The organism is Rhizobium sp. BK289, assembly GCF_014193575.1.
Taxonomy (GTDB): Bacteria; Pseudomonadota; Alphaproteobacteria; order Rhizobiales; family Rhizobiaceae; genus Rhizobium; species Rhizobium tropici_C.
In genome coordinates, this window is sequence record NZ_JACHZO010000001.1 from 259,057 (window position 1) to 282,156 (window position 23,100).

General features: G+C 59.2%; 7 protein-coding genes and 3 pseudogenes. 6 read left to right on the plus strand and 4 right to left on the minus strand.

The features are described 5' to 3' along the window. The first annotated feature begins 205 nt into the window (after positions 1-205). Both FHT84_RS01145 and FHT84_RS01150 read left to right on the plus strand, forming a co-directional pair. Positions 206-15,187 carry a VCBS domain-containing protein gene (locus FHT84_RS01145; protein ID WP_183761094.1) on the plus strand — a complete coding sequence of 4,994 codons (14,982 nt, stop codon included), beginning with the start codon at positions 206-208 and terminating at the stop codon, positions 15,185-15,187. A 54-nt stretch (positions 15,188-15,241) separates the two neighbouring features. Next, positions 15,242-15,682: pseudogene (locus FHT84_RS01150) on the plus strand (type 1 glutamine amidotransferase domain-containing protein); the annotation flags it as partial. A gap of 253 nt (positions 15,683-15,935) precedes the next feature. On the opposite strand, the gene FHT84_RS01155 reads toward FHT84_RS01150, so the two are convergent. Together FHT84_RS01155 and FHT84_RS01160 are read right to left on the minus strand one after the other, a co-directional pair. Then, on the minus strand, positions 15,936-16,931 hold the full coding sequence (locus FHT84_RS01155; RefSeq protein ID WP_183761090.1) for an MDR family oxidoreductase: 996 nt from the start codon (positions 16,929-16,931) through the stop codon (positions 15,936-15,938). A gap of 40 nt (positions 16,932-16,971) precedes the next feature. Beyond that, positions 16,972-17,724: a FadR/GntR family transcriptional regulator gene (locus FHT84_RS01160; protein WP_113250364.1), complete on the minus strand. Its 753-nt coding sequence runs from the start codon at positions 17,722-17,724 to the stop codon at positions 16,972-16,974. A gap of 142 nt (positions 17,725-17,866) precedes the next feature. Between FHT84_RS01160 and FHT84_RS01165 the strand changes: the two genes are divergently transcribed. Then, positions 17,867-18,403: an ABC transporter permease gene (locus FHT84_RS01165; RefSeq protein WP_285165791.1), complete on the plus strand. Its 537-nt coding sequence runs from the start codon at positions 17,867-17,869 to the stop codon at positions 18,401-18,403. Positions 18,404-18,871: 468 nt separating this feature from the next. On the opposite strand, the gene phaZ is transcribed toward FHT84_RS01165, so the two are convergent. Beyond that, the gene (gene phaZ, locus FHT84_RS01170; protein WP_183761087.1) at positions 18,872-20,077 is read right to left on the minus strand and encodes a polyhydroxyalkanoate depolymerase; all 1,206 of its coding nucleotides are present in this window, start codon (positions 20,075-20,077) and stop codon (positions 18,872-18,874) included. A gap of 115 nt (positions 20,078-20,192) precedes the next feature. Here phaZ and FHT84_RS01175 point away from each other — a divergent pair, with 115 nt between their 5' ends. Then, positions 20,193-20,846 carry a glutathione S-transferase gene (locus FHT84_RS01175; protein WP_145644298.1) on the plus strand — a complete coding sequence of 218 codons (654 nt, stop codon included), beginning with the start codon at positions 20,193-20,195 and terminating at the stop codon, positions 20,844-20,846. Between the two features lie 61 nt (positions 20,847-20,907). After that, positions 20,908-21,069: pseudogene (locus FHT84_RS01180) on the plus strand (SDR family oxidoreductase); the annotation flags it as partial. Positions 21,070-21,142: 73 nt separating this feature from the next. Here FHT84_RS01180 and FHT84_RS01185 read toward each other — a convergent pair. Next, positions 21,143-21,684 (minus strand): annotated as a pseudogene (locus FHT84_RS01185) (nucleoside kinase). 306 nt (positions 21,685-21,990) lie between these two features. Here FHT84_RS01185 and FHT84_RS01190 point away from each other — a divergent pair. Next, complete coding sequence (locus FHT84_RS01190; protein WP_183761084.1) at positions 21,991-22,995, plus strand: aldo/keto reductase; 1,005 nt, start codon at positions 21,991-21,993, stop codon at positions 22,993-22,995. The last annotated feature ends 105 nt before the right edge of the window (positions 22,996-23,100 follow it).

A 23,100-nucleotide genomic window follows, 5' to 3' on the forward strand; every position in this document is an offset into this window, starting at 1 on the left:
AGCCAGTCGGCCGCATTTGCACACTGCGGCTGACGTAAAGTCAAGCAGTATACTTAACGAGTTGTTCTTCCGTTGAGTTAACCATCGGTAAAATAATTCTGCGGTGCTGCATAACCGGCTATATCCGTGAGGTTAATGAAGTATTGCAATCAGCCCGCTCCCGTAATTGATTGCGGCAAATTACGAGACACCGGGAGCCAGACCCATGGACGACTTGCGCATTTCGACCGTAGATCACGAAGCTGCTTCGCATGATTTCGCATCAGGCGGCCGGGACACGGGCGTTACGGCCGATATCGGCGCCGATCATTTGCTGCCATTGTCGCAGAATGCTGATGTCGCTGCGTTCGAAGTGGCACAAGCCGAGGAGCAGCAGGCGAATGGCAAGACAGGGCGACTTGCCGCGAACGAGCCGCAAAACGCCGGCGCTCGTCAGCCACTCCAGATCGTACCCGACAATGGCAATGTCGTTCATCTGCCGCCGAACACCTCCATCGACGATATCCATGTCGAGGGACGTAACCTTGTTCTCATCCAGGCCGACGGTACGCGCATCGTCATTATCAACGGAGCGCTGCACGTTCCAACCTTCCTGATCGGTGAGGTCACGCTGCCGCAGCAGGCCGTCGTCGCCGCGCTGCAGCAGCAGGGCATCAATGTCGCTGAAGGTCCCGATGGTTCGGTTCATGCCGGCAACAGCACGGATTCCGGCCACCAGTTCACGGACAGCCAGGCTGGGAACCCCCGCACGCCGCTTAATCTGCTTGGCCTTCTTGGTCCTGGCGACATAATCGGCGGCGGTAACGGCCGCAATCTATCTGGTACGCAGACTCGCGTTCCCTTCATCGATCAGCAGGCGACCGAAACGGCTTCGCTGATCGAACGCGGCAGCAGCACTGGCGCCTTCCTCACGACAAGCAGCACCGGTCGCTTCGGCTTCGGCGGCAATAATGCCGCGATCACCACCGTCACGCTGGTCGGCGAGGCAGAAATCACCGGCAGCGGCACGCAGCAGCTGTCGGGTCTAACCTCTGGCGGCGTTCCCGTTGTCGTCACCCAGAATGGCCAGACCGTTACCGGCACGGCCAATGGTGTCGCGGTCTTCACGCTGGTATTCAACGCTTCGACCGGCGATTACACCTTTACTCAGCTCGCTGCTCTCGACCATCCCCGCGGCGCCAATGCATCGGGCGATGTACTTCAGCTTCAATTCCGGTACACCGTCTCCGACACGAGCGGTCATACGGTTGCGTCCATCGCGAATGTCGACATCACAGACAGCGTGCCGGTTGCAGCCGCAGCAACTGCGGGTTCTGTCACCGAGGCAGCGCTGGCTGCCGGCAACGCAGCCCTAAGCCATGACACGGGCGCCGCGACGGCCAACGGCTCGCTTAACATTTCCTGGGGTGCCGATAGCGCCAATACCAATCAGGGCGGCCTCGGTGATCGCTCGGTTGCCTTCACCAATACAACGGTACTGACACAGGGCCAGGATGGCGAGACGCTGAGTTCGCATGGTCAGGCCGTTCATACGGTGCTGCTGGCCGATGGCACGCTCGTCGGCTATACAGGTGAAACCGTTCCCACGGCGACCTCCGCATCCAACGTCGTCTTCTATGCAACGGTCTCCGACACTGACAACGGCCATTACAACTTCACCCTGGTGCAATCGCTCGACGATGCCAAGGGATCGGACGCCATCAAGCTGACCTTTGGTTACACGGCGACCGATTCTGACGGCGATACTGCTTCGAACACCTTCACCGTCACCATTGCCGACGACAAGCCGGTCGCGGCAGCCGGTGATGCAGGCTCGGTCACCGAAGGCGCGCTGGCGAGCGGCAACGAGACCCCGCATGTCGAGACCGATGCAATTACTACCGGTTCGCTCAATATCTCCTGGGGTGCCGACAACGCCAACACCGACAACGGCAGCGCCGGTGACCGCTCGGTTGCCTTCACCAGCGCAACCGTGGCGACACAGGGCCAGGACGGTGAAACACTGAGCTCGCATGGTCTTGCAGTGCATACGGTACTGCTGGCCGATGGCACGCTGGTTGGTTATACCGGCGAGGCCGCTCCGACGGCGACCTCCGCATCCAATGTTGTCTTCTACGCAACGGTGTCGGATACCGACAACGGCCACTACAACTTCACTTTGGTGCAGTCGCTCGATGATGCCAAGGGTTCGGACGCCATCAAGCTGACCTTCGGTTATACGGCGACTGATTCTGACGGTGATACCGCCTCGAACACCTTCACCATCATCGTCGCTGACGACAAGCCGGTTGCCGCGGCCGGCGATGCGGGCTCCGTTACGGAAGGCGCGCTGGCAGGCGGCAATGAAAATCCGCATGTCGAAAGCGATACGACGGCCACCGGTTCACTCAACATCTCCTGGGGTGCCGACAACGCCAACTCGGACAAGGGCGGCGGCGGCGATCGGTCTGTTGCCTTTACTAATGCCACGGTCACGACAGAGGGCCAGGATGGCGAAGTGCTGAGTTCGCATGGTCTTGCAGTGCATACGGTACTGCTGGCCGATGGTACGCTGGTCGGCTACACCGGCGAGGCCGCTCCCACGGCGGTCGCAGATGCCAAGGGTGCGGTCGGCTCGAACATCGTCTTCTATGCGACGATCTCCGACACCGACAACGGCCACTATAACTTTAAGCTGGTCCAGTCGCTCGATGATGCCAAGGGATCGGACGCCATCAAGCTGACCTTCGGTTATACGGCAACGGACTCGGATGGCGACATCGCCTCGAATACGTTCACCGTCACCGTCGCCGACGACAAGCCTGTCGCCAGCGATGTTACCGTCGGCACGGGCAGCCTTTACGACACGACGGCAGCCGAGCAGATGCCGCCCCGCCCACCCCTCGAGTTCAGCGAAGGGCCGACGCCGTCGGAGGGCGCCGCCGACACCGTCAGCGGCGGATCGGGCAGCTTGTTTACTGCCGGCGCTGACGGCTTCCAGCAGGTCACCTTCACGGATCCGACTGGCCTCAAGGGCATCTACATCGATGCCAATGGCGTCGCTCATAAGGAAGGTCTGTCCTATAACACCACGACGGACAATCTGGGTAACACGATCTACACCGCAGCTGGCAAGGAGTCGGGTCAAGTTCTCTTCACTCTGACCGTCGGTGCCGACGGCAGCTACACCTATGCCCAGTCTGGCGCTTTCGCCGATGCCAAGGGCTCCGATAACGAGAATTTCAAGATCGCCTTTGAAGTCACCGATGGTGATGGCGACAAGGCAACAGGCTCGCTGACGCTCAACGTCGCCGACAGCCTTCCGGCCGCCAATGATGTGACGGTCGACTCGGGCAGCCTTCACGACACCACGTCGACCCCCTCGGGGCCGAATCTGCCTCCCGTCCCGTTGCTTATCGAGCAGCCGAGCGAAGGTTCGACGCCGGATGGCGCCAAGACTGACTCCAACAGCGTCAGTGGCGCATCGGGCAGCCTGTTCACGACCGGAGCCGATGGCTTCGCGCGGCTGACCTTCACCAATCCGACCGGTCTCAAAGCCATCAACATCGATGATAACGGCGTTGCCCACAAGGAAGGCCTGTCTTACGGCACGTCGAGGGACGATTCCGGTAACACGGTCTACACGGCGACCGGCAAGGATTCCGGCCACGTCATCTTCACGCTGACCGTGCATGCCGACGGCAGCTACACCTATGTCCAGTCCGGCGCCTTCGCTGACGCCAAGGGCTCCGATAACGAGAATTTCAAGATCGGCTTCGAAGTTACCGACGGTGACGGAGACAAGGCAACGGGCTCGCTGACGCTCAACGTCGCCGACAGCCTCCCGGTCGCCAACAATGCCACGGCTGATCGCCTCCTTAACGACGATATGTTCCCAGGCGGCAATCCCGACAAGACTGACGAATACAACAGCGTCAGCGGCGCATCGGGCAGCCTGTTCAACATGGGCGCAGATGGGTTCAAGCGTGTCACGATTGCTCATTCGGATCTGCCGCAGCTGACCACCATCTACACCGATGATAACGGCGTCGCGCATCAGGAAGACGTCATCTGGGGCAAGCCGACGATTTCCGGCGGCGCGACGACCTGGGTTGCTTCCAGCGCAAATCACGAGACCGTCGCCACGCTGACCATCAATGCCGACGGCTCCTACACGTTTTCGACCGGCGCACCGCTTGTGCATCCGACCGCGCAAACCGCCGAAGAGACCCTCTCTCTGACGTTCAATTTCACCGTCACCGATGGCGACAGCGACAAGACCACGGGTTCGCTGACGATAGGCATCAAGGATGACGTGCCGATCGCTCACACGATTGACAATACCGCCTCGACGCTCAACGACGACGCGCAGATCGGCGGAAACCTCGATGCCGACGGCGCCAACGTGCATAGCGTCTCGGGCGCTGCCGGTGCGTTGTTCAGCGCTGGTGCTGACGGTTTTGCAAGCGTCTCGATCGATCAGTCCAGCCTGCCGGCTTTGAAGACGATCTATGTCGATGCCAACGGGTTCGCGCAGCAGGAAGACGTCATCTGGGGCAAGCCGACGATTTCCGGTGGTGCGACGACCTGGATTGCTTCCAGTACCAACCATGAGACGGTCGCTACGCTGACCATCAACGCCGACGGCTCTTATACGTTCAGCACCAGTGCGCCGCTTGTCCATCCGACCTCCGGCACGACGGAAGAAGGCTTGCCGCTGACCTTCACCTTCACGGTGACTGATGGTGACAATGATACATCCACCGGCTCGCTGACCTTGCATGTTACGGATGACGTGCCGCTGGCAAACACCGTCGCTGTGACCAGCGTGACGCTGAACGACGATGCCCTGAAGGGCGGAAATCCCGACACAGTTGGCGTAACCGATACCGATACGGTCAGTGGCACGAGCGGCACGCTCTTCACGGGTGGCGCGGATGGCGTTCATCAGGTAACGCTCGGAGCGACGACGGATTTCAGTGCCATCTATATCGGCAAGGATGGCTTTGCCCATGTCGAGTCGGTCGTTTGGGGCAGCCCGATGACTGCGGCGGGTGGCGAGACGGTCTGGATCGCGACGGGCAAGGACAGCGGCCAGACGGTCGCGACGCTGACGATCGGCGCGGATGGTTCCTATAGCTTCACGCTCAGCGCGCCGGTCGCGCATCAGGCAAGCCTGACCGCGGAAAATACGCAGGATCTGACCTTCAACTTCACGGTCACCGACGGTGACAGCGATACCGCCAATGGCGCGTTGACGGTTACCGTCAAGGACGACGCGCCGATCGCCTTTAAGGTCGATACCGCATTAACGCCGCTCAACGACGATGCGCAGGCGCATGGCAACCCGGATGGCGCCGCCGACGCGAAGACGATCAACGGCGGTGCCGGGGCTCTGTTCTCTGCCGGTGCCGACGGCGTCAAGGGTGTGTCGATGGACAGCCTGCCGACGCTGAAGGCAATCTACCTCGACGGCCACGGAATCGGCCATCAAGAATCGGTATCCTGGACGTCGTCAGCGGCGAACGGTGTGACGACCTGGACGGCAACCGGCGCCTCCAGCCATGCCACCGTTGCGGTTCTGACGATCAATTCGGACGGTTCCTACAGCTTCACCGCGGATGCGCCGCTCGTTCATTCGGCGTCATCGACGACCGAAGACAGCATGACGCTGAATTTCGGCTTCACAGTTACGGATGGCGACGGCGATACGGCGAAGGGGTCGCTCGCGATCGCCATCATAGACGACGTTCCGGTTGCCTCCGGCACGACTATCGCCGCCAGGGCCGACGAGGGCGATATTTACAATCTCCTGTCGCATGGCAACAGCCCGCTCGACGGCGCACACGACGGATCATCCTCGCAGCCGGCACTGTTCGGTCTCGGTTTTGCGGCCACGGTATCCGGCTCCGTTGCATCCACCGTTTCCTTCGGTGCTGACGGCGCAGCGATCGGTGGCGGCTTCAGCTTCACGGCCAATGCGGCATCGACGCTTACCGCCCTGCATCTGACTTCGGGTGGCGGCGCGCTCTCCTATGCCGTCGTCAACAACGTGATCATCGGCTATGTCGATAATGACCACCACAGCGGCTACAATCCGCTTCTCGACCGTCCGGTCCTGTCATTGTCGCTGTCTAGCAACGGCAATTTCACCTTCCAGCAGTACGATCAGCTCGACAACGTCGCAGGTCCCGGCAACGATCTGCGCTCGGGCAATAGCTCGATCTCGGTCATCGACTTCGGTTCCGTCATCCAGGCGACTGACGGCGACGGCGACAGCGTGACGCTGACCGGCGCTTTGAACATTACGATCGTTGACGACGTACCGAAGGTCGATCTGGCCCTGACGGGCTCGATCACGATCGACGAGAGCGGCAGCGGTGATAACGACGTCAACGCCAACTTCTCGGTGAAGAGCCTGTTTGCCGGCATCACCGGCGGCAACGATCCGCACATGTCGACGGTCTACGCACAACATAACATCGTCTCTCCGTCGGTCTCGATAGGCGCCGACGATGCGTCGGGCGCGACGAGTAGCCTGGCGCTTCATATCGACAATGCCGACTCCGGGCTGACGACGACGGCAGGTCAGGCGATCACGCTCTCGCAGCTCGCCGATGGCACCGTTGTCGGCAAGATCGCCGACGGCGAAATCGCTTTTGCGATCCGGATCGACAACAGCGGCAAGGTCAGCATCGCCCAGTACATGTCCCTTGCCAATCCGAACACGTCTAAATCGGACGGCGATCCGGTCGATCTTACCGGCAAGCTCTCGGCGGTTCTGAGCGCGACCGATAGTGACGGCGATACCGTCGCCAAGTCGGTTTCCATCGGCAGCAGCATTCGCTTCGATGATGACGGCCCGTCGATCGGCGTTGCCATATCGACGAAGACACTTGCCGAGCATGACCTTCTGACGAATACGGGTTCGCTGTCGCCTTCAGGCATCAGCACTGGCGCGGTTGCGCTCAATCTTGCCTTCGGCGCTGACGGCCCGGCCGCCCATGCTGTCGCGTTCGTAGCGCATTCGAACGGCAGCTATTTCACCGCGAGCTACGGCAACAATCAGACGTTTGATGCGACAAAGCTCAGCTCTGGCGGCCACGCGCTGTCCTACTCGCTCAGCGGCGACGGCATGACGCTCATCGCCTATACCGGCAGCGATGCCGCCGACCAGTCGAGCTGGGTCTTCAAGGTTGTCCTGACCCAGGACAGCGGCCACGCCAACGGCGCCTACAACTTCACGCTTTACAAGTCGCTCGACGACGTCAACGGTCAAACCAACCTCTCGGATATCAAGCTGACTTTCCAGGTTGCCGGACATGACGGCGATGGGGATACCACGAGCGGTACACAGAGCTTCTCGGTCGACATCACCGATGATGTGCCGACGCTGGCTGATCATGGCTCGGTTTCTGCGACCGTATCGGAAACGGCGATCAATGCTCCGGTGGTGACGACGGCATCCTATACGATCGATTTCGACACGGTGAACCCTGCTGCTGCCAAATTGACGGTTACTGAAGGCAGCGTCAGCGGCGGCCATGTGGGCTCGTCGTTCAAGGGCGGCGACATCGTGCTCGTGTCCAACACGGGAACGACCTTTGTCCTCACCCAGATGGATATAGGTGTGTTTGACCACAAAGGCGTGTCGTCCAAGACGGTCACGATCATCGGCACCGATGCGCAAGGCCACACGTATTCGGTGACGACTACCGGCAAGACCTTCTCGGCCGCCGGGACGGCACTCGAAGGCAAACAACTGACGTCGCTCGAGATCGATCCGCATGACAATTCGCTGACAGTCACGGTCGACAACGTCCATGTCACCGACACGACGACGACGCCCACCCATAATCCTGCCGAGACAACGGTAGATCTGACCTCGCTCGTCCACGCCAGCGCCGACGGCCCGTTGGCCTGGTCAGTGAACGCGGTCGCCGCCGGAACGTCTTCCGGTAACCTGACTGGCGGTACCGGGCTGACCTACAACGGCACGGCCATCACGCTCGCCAGCACGGATGGACACACGATCACCGGCTCGGCAGGAGGCGTCACGGTCTTCACGTTGACTGTCGATCCCGCGAGCGGTCACGCTACATTCGACCTTTATCATGCGATCGACGGCGGCAAAACGCTGCCACTCGACTTCTCGAAATATGTCACGGCGACGGATTTCGATGGTGATTCCGTAACCCTGGGCAGCGGCTCCGTTACCATCGTCGTTCAGTCGACCACGGACAGCCTTCCGACAATCTCTTCGGCCGGCCTGGTATCAAGCGTCAGCGAAAGCGGCTTGCCGGGTGGTACGGGTACGCCGGGCGTTTCTAACGTCCATTCCGGCAGCATCGCGATCACCGCAGGCGATGCGCCCTCGATCGTGACGATCAATGGCCATACGTTCAACGTCGGCACCGCTATCGCCAACGGCGATACCAATGCCACCATTCAGGGCGCCCACGGAACGCTGCATATCCTCAGCGTCACCACGACGGCTATCAACTACACTTATACGCTGACCGGTGCGACGAGCGGCGCGGGCAAGCATGACGACTTCTCCGTTAAAGTCAGCGATGCGCCGATTGACGGTGAAAGCCAGACGGCAACACTGACCTTCAACATCAATGACGACAAACCGATCGCCAGCACCCTTTCGCTGGGATCGATGTATGAGAACGACAGCAGCCGGATCTTCACTCTTTCTGCCGGAACCATCGCTTTTGGTGCCGACGGAGCGGCCCAGAGCGGTGCGATCCATGTAGACAGCGTCAGTGCCGGCGGCCCTCTCACGGGAACGACGCTGAGCACTTCCATCGTCACGATCGACGCCGGTCATGTGACCGTCACGCCAGGTGGGGTGTTCGACGCCTTGCCGCTCGGCAAGTCCTCGGTCCTGTCGGTCGGCTATACGGTCACCGACGGGGATGGCAGCAAATCCAGCGGCACCTTCAACATTACCGTCCATGGCGTAAACCATGCGCCGACCACGGCGGATGGAAGCGTCTTCACCAGTGAAGACGCGGATTATTACTTCAAATCGACGGATTTCGCCTTCAGCGACAGCATCGACGGCAATAAGCTGGGCTACGTCACCATCAACAGCCTGCCGACGGATGGCACGCTCTATCTTGGCTCGACACCAGTTGCCGTGGGGCAGCATATCGCTGCCAGCGCGCTTACGACGCTGCACTTCACGCCTTCGGCGGGATTTGCCGGTCCGACCGAGACCGAGAGCTTCAGCTTCACTGTGCAGGATGACGGCGGCACTGCCAATGGCGGCGCGAATACGTCGACTGCCCATACGATGGCGATCAACGTTACGGCCATCGATGATGGCAAGGCCGCGATCTCGATCGCCGATCAGACCACGCATACGGGCAAAGCGATCGTCGCGGGCGACACGCTGAACGCCGCCGTTGCGGCAGACGATCCAGATCACGGGCAGTCGGGCCTGACCTATGCGTGGAGCTGGGCGGACGACAGCTCGCATACCGTTCTCGGAACTGCATCGTCCTACACGGTGACGAGTGCCGATGTCGGGCATTCACTGATCTTGACAGTGAGCTATACGGACGGTCAGGGCTTCAACGATGTCGTGACGCAGACGACGTCCACCGTCATCGCGCCGGTCGTCTTCGCCCCGACGATCGATACAACGCCGCTGTCGGAAGCCTATCTCGCGACCGGCTCCGATCCGCAGCCCGGTCAATTGACGGCCGCGGGGAGCATCGTCCTTGGGACATTCGACAATCCGCATATCACCAGCGTCACAGGCGCCGACAACAATGCCGTAACAGTCGATCAAACCGCTCCGGACAGCCAGACGACGACGATCCATGGCTCCTATGGCGATCTCATAATCGACGCGAATGGCGCATATACATACACGCTGACTCATCCGGGCTTGAATGCATCGGGGGATACGGATCAGTTCACCTACACGGTGACCGACATGAACGGCAGGACAAGTCAATCGACTCTGACGTTCAACATTGCCGATGACGCGCCGGAGCTGACCGGTGCAGGGATCTCCGCAACCGTTTCCGACGATGGCGTGGTGACGGCCGGCTCGCATTCCGCAGTGGTGGCGACGGACCTGACTTCGCTGGTAATTTCCGGTGCCGACAGTCCATTGGCGTGGTCGGTGAATGCCGTAGCGGCCGGTACCTCTTCCGGTACCCTGACAGGTGGCACCCCGTTGACCTACAACGGCGCGGCCGTCACGCTTACCAGCACCGACGGGCATACGATTGTCGGCTCGGCGGCCGGCGATACGGTCTTTACGTTGACTGTCGACGGCGCCGGCCATGCTAGCTTGGTGCTGAACCAGGTGTTTGACGGTGCCAAGGTCCAGACGCTCGACTTCTCGCAATACGTGAAGGCGACGGACGCCGATGGCGACCCCGTGACCTTGGGCACGGGCACCTTCACCATTGTCGTGGATCACGTCAATCACCCGGCGGTGTTTACCGGGGCCGAGACCGGCGCCGTCACGGAAGATCTGAACGTTGTCGGCGGCTTTCTGCAGACAAGCGGACAGTTGTTGGTCAACGATGCCGATCGGGGCGAAAGCAAGTTCCAGGCAACGACCATAAATCCGGACGGCACGCATCTCGGTGCGCTGACGATAGATGCGGACGGCAACTGGAGCTACAAGGTCGATGACAACCTGTCGGCCGTGCAGAGCCTGGGTGCGAACCAGACCAGGACCGATACGTTTACAGTTTCATCGGTCGACGGAACGACCCATGACATCGTGGTGACGATCAACGGTGTGAACGATCCAGCCGTGATCAGCGGTGATGTGGCGGGTGCCGTGACGGAAGCCGGCGGCGTCAATAACGGGACGGCCGGGGTACCGTTGGCGAGCGGCGTGCTTTCGGCGACGGACGTCGACAGCGATCCCTCCTTTACGGCGCAAAACAGCGTGGCGACGAACTACGGTCACTTCACGATCGGCGCCGATGGTCATTGGAACTATGTGCTGGATAACAGCAATAATGCCGTCCAGGCGCTGAACAGCACCGGCAGCAATACGACGCTGCACGATCTGATCACCGTGACGACTGCCGATGGCACACTGCAGCAGATCGATATCACGATCAACGGAGCGAACGACGCTGCCGTGATCACTGGCGATGTTGCCAAGAGCGTGACGGAGGCCGGCGGTGTCGACAACGGTACGGCCGGAATACCGACGACGAGCGGAGTGCTTTCGTCGATGGACGTCGATAGCGATCCCTCGTTTGCAGCGCAAAACAACGTGGCAACGAACTACGGTCACTTCACCATCGGCGCTGATGGTCATTGGAACTATGTGCTGGACAACAGCAATAATGCCGTCCAGGCCTTGAACAGCACCGGCAGCAACACGACACTGCACGATCTGATCACCGTGACGACTGCCGACGGTACGCAGCAGCAGATCGATATCACGATCAACGGAACGAATGATGCGCCGGCCTTTACTGGCGATACCGGAAACATTCTGGAGGGCAGCACCGCTCCGATCAGCGGCGCGATCACCGTTTCTGACGTCGATGCAAACCAAAGCTCCTTCACGACTGCGTCTTCAAATTCGATCGCAGGCGCACATGGGACGTTTACCTTTACCAATGATGGCTCGGCTACGGGAGCATGGACCTACACGCTGAACAACAATGACGCGGCGGTTCAAGCGCTGACGGCTGGCGCCAAGCTGACCGATACCTTGGCCATCACCTCAGCCGATGGAACGCCGCACAACGTCACCGTCACGATCACGGGTGTCGACAGCGCGCCGGTCTTTGGCACGGGGACGACAACGGGGTCTGTAACGGAGGACGCGTCGTACAACGTAGGTTCGGAGCTTATAGCGAATGGCGGGTTCCAGGATTATTACTTCTCCGGAGGCCATACCTATCCGAATGGCTGGTCATTCACTGGAGCAGCCTTCGAGGTAAATGCCGGTCGACTTGACGGCACGTCTGTAATGCTCACGGCGAATACCAGCTCGACCAACAACTCGCTTTCGCAGACGATATCGACGGTTGTGGGTCAGACATATAGACTCTCCTTTTACATGCAGGACTTTTCCACCAGTCTGGCGGGCAGTGGGACGGCAATTTTCGACGTTACGACAGGATCTCAAACGCAGGCTATCAGCTATACATATTATTCGAGTGTCGGTCCGTACACGCTCTATACCGTCAACTTCGTCGCCACGAGCTCTAGTACGGTCATAAAATTCTGGTCGCCAAATCAACCTTTTGGCTATTTTAATATCGACGACGTCTCTGTAAAATCGATTGCCGCAACACCAGGTGTTGAAACGACGACGGGGTCGATTGCGTTCACGGATACACATGCATCTTATACACATACCGTTAGCTATACGGCGCCCGTCGGTAGCAACTACTATGGTACGTTTAATGCTAGCGTCGATAACATCAATAACAAGGTTAACTGGACGTTCAGCGTCAACGATAGCGCGATACAATCATTGGGCGTAAATGATCATGTAAATCAGATATACACTCTGACACTGAGTGATGGTCATGGCGGAACGGTTACAAAGGACGTCGTCGTAACCATCAATGGAGCTAACGATGCGGCGTCTATTTCCGGTACAGCAACTGGCGCGGTAACGGAAGATGGACAATTGACGGCTGGCGGTACGCTGGCAGTTACCGATGTTGACCGTGGCGAGAATCATTTCCAGACACCGTCTTCATTGTCCGGAACCTACGGCACATTCAGTTTTGATGCGAATAGCGGCGTTTGGAGCTATACACTCAATAACTCCGCTGCAAACGTTCATGCGTTGGCTGGAGGTCAGGTTGTAACTGATACATTAACTGTGACGTCGGTAGACGGAACAGCTTCCCAAGATATCGTTGTGACGATCAATGGAACGGATGATGCTCCAGTAGTAGACCTAAACGGTAGTTCGGCGAGCGGCGTCGACGCATCGGTCAATTACACGAAGTCGAGTAGCGCTGTTATTTTGGCGCCGAGCGCGATCGTCTCAGACGCCGATTCGTCTAATTTCAACGGCGGAAGCCTTGTCGTTACGTCATCTGGCTCATCAGACAAGGTGAGTATCAAAAACCAAGGAACATCGGCTGGTCAAATCGGGATTACCGGTACGAGCAGTGGGAACGTTACCTATGGTAACAAGACAATTGGTACGTACTCGATCAATGGTGCAACATTGACGGTTACATTCACTTCAACGAACGCTACACAAGCTGCGGTAACGGCGTTGTTAAAGGATATCCAATTTAGCTCGACATCGAGTACAGCAGGTAACAGAACAGTTACTTTCACTGTCAACGATGGCGACGGTGGGGTATCTTCCGCTGCACATGTAACCGTCAACTACACGAATATGCCCGCCGGCATCTCCGGCGAGGCCATCAATCTCGCGCTCACAGATCCGTCGCGTCACGTCGGTGCGGTCACGTTGAGCGTTGCCGGAGTTCCGGCGGGCTGGGTGCTCAGCGAAGGCACGCATAATGCCGATGGTACCTGGACCGTGGCGACGAACGATCCGTCATCGCTGACGGTGACCTCGCCAAACGGTACTACCGGCGCGGTGGTTCTTCAGATCACCGAAACCTGGACCAATGCGGATGGCTCGACCGGCGTGGCAACGGTCGCCACCAATGTCGAAGCCTATGCCAAGGGCTCGCCGATCTTTGCCTGGTCGGGCGACGACACGCTGACCGCCTCGAGCGGCAATGACACGCTGGTCTTTGCGAACACTATCGGCAAGGACGTCGTGCACAACTTCGATGTGGCGCATGACAAGATCGACCTGATCGGCTTTGCAGGCTTCAATAGCTTCGCGGATGTGCTGGCCCATCTGTCGACCGATGCCTCCGGCAATGCCGTCATCACGCTCGGCAATGGCGAGACCATTACGCTGACAGGCGTGAGCGTCGCGGCTCTGACGGCGGACGACTTCCTCTTCAACAAAGAGGTCGTAACGCATAATGCCGGGGACATGGTGCTCGCCGACGGCGCGCTGATGCCGTTCAGCGGAACGCTTGATAACACCGGGAGCATCCATCTCGCCTCGACCGGCAGCGAGACGGCCCTCGAAATCGTCCAGCACGGCCTCACGCTGACCGGCGGTGGCACGGTGATCTTGTCCGACGATACGCATAACGTCATCTTCGGCAGCGGTGACGGCGTTACCCTGACGAATGTTGACAATACCATCTCAGGTGCCGGCCAGCTCGGCGACGGCCATCTGACGCTGGTCAACGAGGGCACGATCATTGCCAATGGCAGCCACGCGCTCGTCATCGACAGCGGCGCCCACGCGGTGAGTAATACCGGCACGCTGGAAGCGATCGGCACCGGCGGTCTCGATATACATAGCGACGTTGTCAACAACGGCGTCGTGTGGGCGAATGGCGGCAACGTCAACCTCGAGGGCAATGTCAGCGGCAGCGGCATCGTGCTGGTGTCGGGTCACGCGGGCCTCGAAATCGGTGGCTCGTTCAACGAAGCGATCACGCTTGGTAAGAACGCCCAAGCTACGATCACGATCGACCACGCGACCGCCTTCACCGGCACGATCGCAGGCATCGACGGCAACGACGCCCTGCGGTTCGGCGACATCTCCGCCGCAACCGCAAGCTTCTCCTATACCGAGAACGCGGCGAAGACAGGCGGCGTGCTGACAGTCACCGACGGCACTCATACCGCCTCCGTCGGCCTCAGCGGCGAATATTCAGCCAATGACTTTTCGCTCGGTCACGACGGCGCATCTGCCGAGATCGACTTCAGCGGGATCGGCCACCTCTACGGCACCGACGGCAACGACACGCTGATAAGCGGTGGCGGTTATGCAATGACCGGCGGCGCTGGCGCGGATACCTTCGTGCTCGATGCCAAGGCGCTGCACAACCTCAACATGGCTGATGTCATCACTGACTTCAGCCCGAAGGGAGAGGGCGACAAGCTGGATGTCTCGAACCTGCTGAATGCGCTGGTCGGAGAACATCCGGGCATGACCGAGGCGAGTGCAGTCGCGTCGATGACGGCAGCGGTCGACACCGCAACCAATTCGACGAAGATCAGCGTCAACACCGGCTCGGAGACCCATATGGTGGCCACGTTGCAGAACTACACACCGGCAGGGCACGACGCCGTGCATGTGCTGTTCAATAACCACGATGAGCAGCTTGCCACCCATACGCAGACCGCTGGCGCCTGACGCCTTTCTGTCGGAACCAACATTTCTACGCGGCGCTTCTTGAAAGCGCCGCATCCGGGCGGTCATGCTCCCATGCAAGATCTTCTGGTGAGTTCCGAACTCGGCAAGCTGCTGACCTACTTCCATGAGACCGGCAAGCCGACCGCCTTGGACTGCCATGGTCCTATCGCTCTGCTTTCAACGCTGCCCGACACCCACGCCTTTGTCAGGCAGTTCGAGACGAGTGGAACAGAAAAACTGCATACAAACTGGGCCTATGCTGGCTACAGGTTCACCGTCTTCAGCAACCAGGAGGAAGAAATGGCCAAAGGCCTGTTGGGTGGCGATGCGATGAAATTCTATCCGCAGGATGCACTCACCCGAGCGGGCGGCCTGTATAGTCAAGCTGACACAGCATTCTCACCCCGTGTTGTGACAGATCGCGAGCTGATTACCGGACAGAATCCTGCGTCAGCCTTGGCCGTAGCGCACGAACTGTTGGTCCGACTGAAGTAAGATGGCCGCCGCCACGTCCGCCAGCGATTTCCCGCAGGTTACTTTCTAATCGGCCTGCCGCTCTCTCACGCGGCCGGCCTTGTTTTCAGGTGATGATATCCGGATTCAATGTCTTGTGTCCAAGCTTCGGTTCCTACCCATCCAAATCCGTTCACCTCCCGCAGAAGAAAAAACTTGCTGACGCAGCTGGGCCAGGAAATTCGGGTGGAATGGCGATTTGCGGTAGAGCGGCAGATCGCGCGCCGGAGCAGCCTTACGGTGCGATCTCCACCACGACACGCCCCCTGATTTTGCCCTCGACGATATCCTGAGCGAGGCTTGGAAGCTCGGAAAAGGGCTCGATCCTCGCCAATGTCCCGATCCTTTCCACTTTCAGGTGTTCGGCCAGGGTCTGCCATGCGCGGATCCGTTTGGGCATCGGCGCCATAACGGAATCAATGCCAAGCAGTGCCACGCCGCGCAGGATATGCGGGAGCACCGTTGCCGGCAGGTCTGCGCCCCCCGCAAGGCCGCAGGCAGCAACCGCTCCGCCGTAGACGGTCTGTGAAAGTGCGTTTGCGAGCGTCGTCGAGCCGACGGAATCAACCACGCCGGCCCAGCGCTCCTTTTGTAGAGGGCTGCCCTTTTCTGAAAGCGATGCCCGGTCAACGAAAGCGCTCGCGCCGAGCGACCCGAGATAGTCCCATGTTTCTGAGCGTCCGGTCGATGCGGTTACTTTGTAACCCTTGTCCGCAAGCAGGCTGATCGCCACCGAGCCGACACCGCCCGCCGCACCGGTCACGAGAATTTCGCGATCGTCGTTGACGATCGTACCCCAATCCTCAAGCGCATTGACACAAAGCGCCGCCGTGTAGCCGGCCGTTCCAATTGCCATTGCCTGCGAAAGACTGAAGGTTTCGGGCAGCGCGATCAGCCATTCCGCTTTCAGGCGCTGAAATCGCGAATATCCGCCCCATTCTGTTTCAGACAGACCCCAGCCGTTGACGATGACCTTGTCGCCGGGCGCCCATTTGTCCGATCGGGATTCAAGCACGATTCCTGCAAGGTCGATACCTCCGACCATGGGAGTACGCCGGGCGATCCGTCCTTTGCCGGTGAGGGCCAGACCATCCTTGTAATTGACGGTCGAATAATGAACCTCAACGAGAACATCATGATCCGGCAGATCGGTGAGTGAAAGCTGGCGGAAACCCGCCTGCGGCTTGCCATCGGCCATGTCGATGACCATTGCCTGGAATGTATCGGACATGCGTCCCCCTTCTCACACTTGAAGTCGGCCGTTCGTCTTGTCAGGTCTGAGGCGCCGCCTTCATCCTGTCGCGTGCGTCCATCGCGGTTGCGTAGCTGTTGCGAATGTAGGCCAGCAGGTCCGCCAATGCCCTTGTCGCCGTCTCGGTGTCGCGCTTGGCGACGGCCTCCATGATCTGCCGGTGAAAGCCAGCGACCTTGCGACGCTCGCGAACCCGGAACACGATCATGTTGGTTATGGGGATGAAGGACTCGATCACCGTGTACATCATGAGCTTCAGCGGGCCATTGCAGGTGGAATCCACCAGCGCGCGATGAAAGCGCACGTCGGATGCGCAGAAGTCCTCGTCACTGATCGTCTCATCGCGCTGGATCTCGATCTCCGCCGCCATTCGCTCCAGATCGGCAGCGCCGTGATTTTCGCAGGCGAGCCTGCAACAGATCGTCTCCGTCTCAAGGCGGGCCGTAATAATCTCGTGGATATCGAAGGCGCCGATGCCGACTAGCAGGGTTGCCGCTGCGGTGATCGCCTTGGAAAGCCCTTCCGGATCCGGCCTCTTGACGAAGTTTCCGCCGAGCGGGCCGCGCCTTGAATGGATGAGGTTTTGCGCTGCCAGACGTTTCAGCGCCTCGCGCACGGTTGGCCGCGATATGCCGAAGCTTCTCGCGAGATCCTCTTCGGTGGGAAGCCGCTCGTCGATCTTCAGGCGGCCATCCATGATCGCGGACTTTATGTTCTCCGCAACCTGCTTGGCGATGCCAGCCCTCACGACCTCATCAAATTTCAACGTCATTGATTGTCACCCTTACCTCGATTTCATAGATGCCACGGTCGCTTCGAAAACGCTACTAAAAATTGAATATAGGTTTGACAAATATCGGATAGACGATAACCTGCCCTCGATCCAGATAACCAAGGGGAACGAAATTGGGCTCGTGCTGTCGCCGCTTCTCGTCGGCATTGTCATCCGCAGTTACGGGTGGACGATCCTTCTTGGCAATAACGGCATCATCAACAAGACGCTGATGAATTTGGGTCTGATCGATCGCCCGGTCGGCCTGATGTACAACGCCCTCGGCATCGTCATTGCGCTCGTTCACGTCTTCCTGCCTTTCATGATCCTGCCGTTGATGAGCGCGCTGCAGGGGATCGATCCGTCGTTGAAGTCGGCCGCACGCTCGCTCGGTGCGGGAAAGCTGACGGTCTTCACGCGCGTAATCCTGCCGCTGGCTATGCCGGGTATCCAGGCGGGCTGCATTCTGGTGTTCGTGCTTTCATTGAGCGCCTATGTGACTCCCGCCCTGATCGGTGGCCTGAGGGTGAAGACAATGGCAGTCAGCGTCGTTGACGCGCTGATCGACACATTCCAGTGGCCATTCGGCTCCGCCATGGCGCTGACGCTTTCCCTCACTAGAGCGGCGATCGTCGTGATCTTTGCGCGGCTTACCCGCATGAAATGGAAGATGAGCTGATGTCCAAGCATATGTTGAATGGCTATTGCCTCATTATTTACGGCTTTCTCTTGCTGCCCATTCTCGTGGTCGTTGGTGCCTCCTTCGTCAACTTCGTCAGCCAAATTCGGTCGGACTTAACTAATAGGTGCGAAGGATAACGGGTCTAGGATATTGATATTATGAAATGACGTACCGCATAATGCGGTTTCTGCAAATAACCATTGAAGTTTCAAATGGTTAGGTTTGACGGATTGGTGCCGCGGGTTCAAACCCCTTCAAGAGCGAGGTAGGCGGATCGGCCCCTTCTTGGGGATAGCCGGCCTATGCGAGCGGCATTTTCCAAAGGCTGTGACCGCTTTATTCGCCAGCGCTGATTGTCGGCCGATTGCAGAAACGCCCGCTGTAGTACAGCGGGCGTTTGCATATCTCGAATCTGGCTGAAGGTGGTCACAGGGACGCAGGCCTTCAGACGCTCGGACGGGTCTCCTACTCCATCGCCAGGATCATGTTGCGCACGACAGGGTAGATCTCCTTCTCCCAGCGGCGGCCGTTGAAGACGCCGTAATGTCCGACGTTGGCCTGTAGGTGGTGGCGCTTCAGGTGAGGGCGCAGCGAACGACAGAGGTCGTGGGCGGCCGAGGTCTGGCCTAGGGCGCAGATGTCGTCGCGCCCGCCCTCGACCGTCAGGAGTGCCGTGTTGCGGATCAGGCCCGGATCGACCTTGCGCCCGCGATGGGTATACTCGCCCATCGCCAGTTCGGCCTTCTGGAAGACGCGATCGATCGTCTCGAGATAGAATTCTTCCGTAAGGTCGAGCACTGCGAAATATTCGTTGTAAAAGGTCTTGATCTTCTCGGCTTCGGCCGTCTCGCCCTTTGCCAGGTGCTCGAAGAGCTTGCGATGGGCGGTCTGGTGGCGCTCCATGTTCATGCTCATGAAAGCGCTGAGCTGGACGACGCCCGGATAGACCCGCCGCCCGCCGCCGGCAAAGCGCAACGGAACGCAGCTGATCAGCGAAGTCTCGAACCATGCGAGCGATTTCGAGACGGCGAGTTCGTTGACCTTCGTGGGGCTCTCGCGCGGGTCCACCGGACCGGCCATCAGCGTCATTGTTCTTGGCGTGGCGGGATGCCTAGCTTCCGACATCACGGCAACGGCCACGAGCGCCTGGACGCAGGGCTGGCAGACGGCAAGGATATGTCCGCCTGGGCCGATCTCCTCCAGGAAGCGGATGATATAGTCCACGTAATCGTCCATGCCGAAGCGTCCGGCGGAAAGCGGAACGTCGCGAGCGTTGGTCCAGTCGGTGATATAGACGTCGTGGTCGCGCAGCAGCGTCTGCACCGTCCCCCTCAGAAGTGTCGAGAAATGGCCGGAGAGCGGGGCGACGACGAGCACCCGAGGCCGTCTCGTATCGACGTCCGCGGAAAAATGCAGCAGCTTGCCGAAAGGTAGATCGAGGGCTGTCTCCAGGGTGATCGGCACCTCGCGATTGCCGATCGTCACCGATGTTATGGCGAAGTCCGGACGTTCGTGAGTGAGCTGGAACCGGGAGATCATCTCCATCGCCGCCTCGAAGTAGCGGCTCAGGTCACCACTCCAGAAGCTCGAGGAAAACATCTCGAGGCGTCGCGCCCAATCGCGTATCGGGGCGAAGAAGTCATCCTGGAACTGATAGGCCTGGTAGAGCATGACGCGTCTCCTGCATCGCGACAGAATTTCACGATGCAAAAATGCTAGTGCAATATTTCTTGCGATGCGAGAAGATTGTCTGCGAAAGCAATGTTGTTCGAAGGATGTGGGTAGAATGACGCAAGCGACACTGACGATTTCCTCGAAGAACTATTCCTCGTGGTCGCTGCGCGGCTGGCTCCTGTGCCGGATGGCGGGGCTAGATTTCACCGAAGTGCTCGTCGAACTGGATGACAATGCCCGCCAGGAGCTTCTGCTGCTTTCGCCTTCGGTGCTCGTCCCAAGACTGACCCACGACGATGTCACTGTGTGGGATACGCTGGCGATTGCCGAATATCTGCACGAGATCGCTCCCAAGGCCGGCCTCTGGCCCGCTGCGCAGGCAATACGCGCACGCTGCCGATCCGTCTCCGGCGAGATGCATTCGGGCTTCCACAATCTGCGTTCGGCACTGCCGATGAACTTGAAGTCAAGGCACGAGAGCTTCAAGATCTTCTCGGGAGCGCGGCCGGATGTCGAGCGCGTCAAGACGATCTGGACCGAATGCCTGGATGCCAGTGGCGGCCCCTGGCTCTTCGGTGGTGCTCCGACCATTGCCGACGCCATGTACGCGCCGGTCTGCGCGCGTTTCCGCACTTATGCAGTGGAACTCGAACCGCAACTGGCAGCTTACGCCGACACCGTCTTGTCCTGGCCGCTCATGATCGAATGGACAGCCGGCGCGATCGCCGAGCCGGACGAAATCGTCGAACTGGAAGTGGAATTCTGAGCAACCGGGACTATCGAGCCTGTCCCAGCTGAAACATAGCGAATTGTATGGGTTGAAAAATGCTGATTATCAGCGGAGCCTTACATCGCTCGGTCGGTTGGGCGAGCCCCATGAAGTCGCCAGCGCAGTCTCGTTCCTGGCTGGTCCCGCTGCTAGTCTGATCACCGGCGCAGTTCTCAATGTAGACGCCGGCTTCAACGCCTTCCGAGACAGTTTGGAATGAGACATTGAGGCATCGTCATGTCTGAATGGCGCCCGCGTTTCGCGTGCGAGGCATCGGATCGCGTCAACAGCGGTTATCGCATGTTGTGGCCGCCCGGATCGCATCTGGAAAGGATATCGTCTACGACGGACACGAGCGGCACAGTCGCATCAATGATCGTAGCGTTGCTGGGCATTTCTTCCTTTGTGCAATGAAGTTTCAAGACGAATTCTTGCTCGTCAGGCTTGCCTCCAAACTCGTCTTGGGGTCGCTCAGATAACCTCCTCTTCAACGTGTCGATATCGACGTCGAGAACAAACACCTCATCAAACAATTTGATAAAGCTATGGAAATTCCTGGAGCCCCCGCAGAAAAAAGACAGTCGGTGCCCCTTGTCGGCCAGCAGCGACTTAACTTTCTCGACGTCCCAAATGTGATGACGATGTCGGAAGGCACTATCCAACATACTCGGATCGAGCATCGAGAAATCGAGCGGTCGTCCGGTTAAAGGGTCGCCCTTGTAAGCCAGTCGCGGTCACCGTGGAGAGCATGATAACCGCGCCGCTGCAGTTCTGTGGCTACCGAAGTCTTGCCGCTACCGGACACACCCTCGATCAAATAGTTCCTTTCGCCCATTTCGCCCTCAGGGTGTGAATGCATACCCTCGCTTGGCGGCCAAACGCGACGGCCGATCAATGATGCAGACCTATATCATGCGTGTGATATTTCGTCGGCGTTATACGATGCGCCCCATAGCTTCCTGACCATTCCAGCTGAACCTTCCTGTGCGGGGACGGGAGGCCGATATGACGCTGCTTCCCATGGCGTTGCCGCCAAGGGCTGTTTTTCATCGATGAAAAATACCCTGCGGATTTGGATGTTTATCACTTGGCGGTCTCTGCCTATTTCTGTCTGCAAAGGCAGACGATCGCGGAGGATGACATGCTGACCAAACCTGGTAGCGCAATCACAATGGTTCTCTGGAACGGCCGAGAAATTCCTCGCCTGGGCATGGGGTGCTGGGCGATTGGCGGTCCGTTTTATGCCGGCGACGTGCCACTTGGCTGGGGTGAGGTCGATGATAATGAATCGGTTCGCGCTATCGGGCGGGCGGTGGATCTCGGCATTCGCTTCTTCGACACCGCTTCGAACTATGGCGCCGGGCATTCCGAAGAGGTGGTCGGCAGGGCGATCGGCGATCGAGACGACATCGTCATAGCTACCAAGTTTGGCTTTGCCACGGACGAGAAGACCAAACAAATGACGGGTGCCTTCGCCGACCCTGCTTTTATCCGTCAGTCTGTCGAGACGTCCTTGCGTCGTCTGCGCCGTGAACGCTTGGACCTGCTGCAATTCCATCTCAACGATTTTTCGCTCGAAGCCTCGGATGAGGTTTTTGAGACACTCGAAACGCTGAGGGCCGAAGGCAAGATCGACGCTTTCGGCTGGAGCACGGACCATCCGGATCGCGCCGCACGTCATGTGCATCGGCCGGGCTTCGTATCGATCCAGCATACGATGAACGTCTTCGAGCCGGTTCCGGCGATGATCGAACTCGTCGAGCGCTACGGCCTGATTTCCATCAATCGCGGTCCGCTCGCCATGGGTCTGCTCAGCGGCAAATTCACTCTGGATAAAAGTGTCGGCGAGAAGGACGTGCGTGGCGCAAGTCTCGATTGGATGGTCTACTTCAAGGATGGTAGGATCGCTCCCGAATTTGCTGCGCGGCTGGAGGCGGTCCGAAAACTGCTGACCGAAGACGGCCGCACGCTCACACAGGGTGCGCTCGCATGGCTCTGGGCGCGTTCGCCGCGCACGCTGCCAATTCCCGGTTTCCGCACGGTTGCGCAGGTCGAGGAAAATGCCGGCGCCTTGGCGAAGGGGCCATTGCAAGCAGATGTGATGGCGAAAATCGATCAAGCGCTGTCTGAATTCCAACCAAACTGACCAGATCCGGCGGTGCGGCACATTGAGACTTTCTCTTCTTGCATCCCCTTGGGGAGCTCCCTCGTCCAATATGTGCGCGTTCCTGATAGACAGGGCCGGGGGTGC

Excerpts from the sequence above, each read along its gene's own strand:
- FHT84_RS01175 (WP_145644298.1), top strand. The coding sequence starts at position 20,193 with ATGACGCAAGCGACACTGACGATTTCCTCGAAGAACTATTCCTCGTGG.
- FHT84_RS01155 (WP_183761090.1), bottom strand. The coding sequence starts at position 16,931 with ATGTCCGATACATTCCAGGCAATGGTCATCGACATGGCCGATGGCAAG.
- FHT84_RS01145 (WP_183761094.1), top strand. The coding sequence starts at position 206 with ATGGACGACTTGCGCATTTCGACCGTAGATCACGAAGCTGCTTCGCAT.
- FHT84_RS01160 (WP_113250364.1), bottom strand. The coding sequence starts at position 17,724 with ATGACGTTGAAATTTGATGAGGTCGTGAGGGCTGGCATCGCCAAGCAG.
- FHT84_RS01190 (WP_183761084.1), top strand. The coding sequence starts at position 21,991 with ATGCTGACCAAACCTGGTAGCGCAATCACAATGGTTCTCTGGAACGGC.
- phaZ (WP_183761087.1), bottom strand. The coding sequence starts at position 20,077 with ATGCTCTACCAGGCCTATCAGTTCCAGGATGACTTCTTCGCCCCGATA.